Source organism: Bacteroides sp. 1_1_30 (assembly GCF_020982715.1).
Taxonomy (GTDB): domain Bacteria; phylum Bacteroidota; class Bacteroidia; order Bacteroidales; family Bacteroidaceae; genus Bacteroides; species Bacteroides xylanisolvens.
Genome location: NZ_JAJKHN010000206.1, coordinates 1 through 1,419, shown reverse-complemented (window position 1 = coordinate 1,419; position 1,419 = coordinate 1). Strand labels below are relative to the sequence as shown.

The 1,419-nt window shown below is 56.5% G+C and carries 1 protein-coding gene and 1 pseudogene; both read right to left on the bottom strand.

The genetic code is table 11. From position 1 onward, the window contains the following. Nucleotides 1-963, bottom strand: a pseudogene (locus tag LPH68_RS26195) (hypothetical protein); the annotation flags it as partial. A gap of 21 nt (nucleotides 964-984) precedes the next feature. Beyond that, on the bottom strand, nucleotides 985-1,419 hold a 435-nt coding region (locus LPH68_RS26190), incomplete at its 5' end, for a hypothetical protein (protein WP_230297267.1).

The window sequence follows — 1,419 nt, the reverse complement described above, 5'->3', positions numbered from 1 at the left end:
CAGTCCGGCAAGGTCGCCCGTCTGGAACGACACGCGTTTCGTCTCACCGGCCAGTTCGTACAGGTTGGGGTCAAAGTCCAGTTCACCGTCACGGAAGTAATAGACGGTGAATTTCTTCCCCTCATCGTCCGTTACCTCCTCGCTGCGTACCGAACTCACCGTACCCACCCGGTGGGGGTAGATACCGCTGAAGGATTCCTGCTCGTAATGGTCATAGATGCCGTATTCATCCACGCCCTGCTCGATGTACTTCTTTCCGCCGGGGAGCATCAATCTCGGGCTGCCGTATTTCTCCGCATCGATGTTGCGGGTCGAGCCTACCGGGAACAGGCGCGTATAGAATTTGGCCGTGTTGCTCGTATCTCTTTCCAGGGAGGTCAGCCCCTTGCCGTAGCCAAGGGTGATTTCTTCCCCGTGTTCGCAGCGGCACACGTTCACAGTCTGCCCCTCAACCCACCATTCCACCTTGCCGCCGGCCTTTTCCGCGATGGCTTTCAGCGCTTCGTCGCAGTACATCCCCTCGTAGTCTATCGTGATCAGCTCCGTACCTTCCACCGTACCCACTTTCCAGTCGGTAATGTGGCCCATGCCGTCATTGATAGCCTTCACCACCATGGCCACATGCTCGCGGGGCGTGGCCGTCAGGGTAAACAGGGGGTTGGTGTCCCCGTCCGTCGTCTCCAGCACCAGGAACCGCTTGATCAGGCTCTCCACGCCGTACAGCTTCAGGTTATACTCCCATTCACCCTCGCTCACCTGTTTCGGCGTGTAGCGTTCCGTCAGCCGGTACCGTTCGCCCAGATAGTCCGTGTAGTCGTTCACGTCCAGGGGCACGAAGGCATAATAGCTGAACGACAGGGAAAGCACATTCTCTCCCTGCACCTCCTTGCTTTGCGTCGAGCTGTCGTTCACGGCCACATCCGCACGCTTGTTCCCGGCTTTGTCATATATCGTTAGAAGCATATTCCAATAGTGTTTGAATGGTTATATAATCGGTTTCGGTTCCCGGAACTTTACCCGAAATTTCCCGGCATGCACACCTTCTGTCCACAGATAGGTCAGCGGGGTGAATTTCGTGCAGTCGGCATACTTCACATGCAGCTGCAGGTCCAGCTGGGGGAAACGGATGTCCAGCCAGCCGTCTTTTCCCTGCTTCAGGAAATTCACAAAGGCAAAGTACTTCTTCATCCAGCCGGCCTGTGTCTTGTTGTACAGGGCGAAATGAAGTGTCACATCCCGCGCTTCATTCCGTGGGGTGAGCACAGTACTGTATTTTTCCCCATGCTCTTCCCGTATATCCACGGCAGTATCCTTCTTGGCCTTGCTCGGGGTCAGGATGGCCGTCAGGTTCTCCATGCCGCCGCGCCGGTCTTCCACCAGGAACACGCCGTATTCCGTCCAGATGTCCGTGCCGTTCAC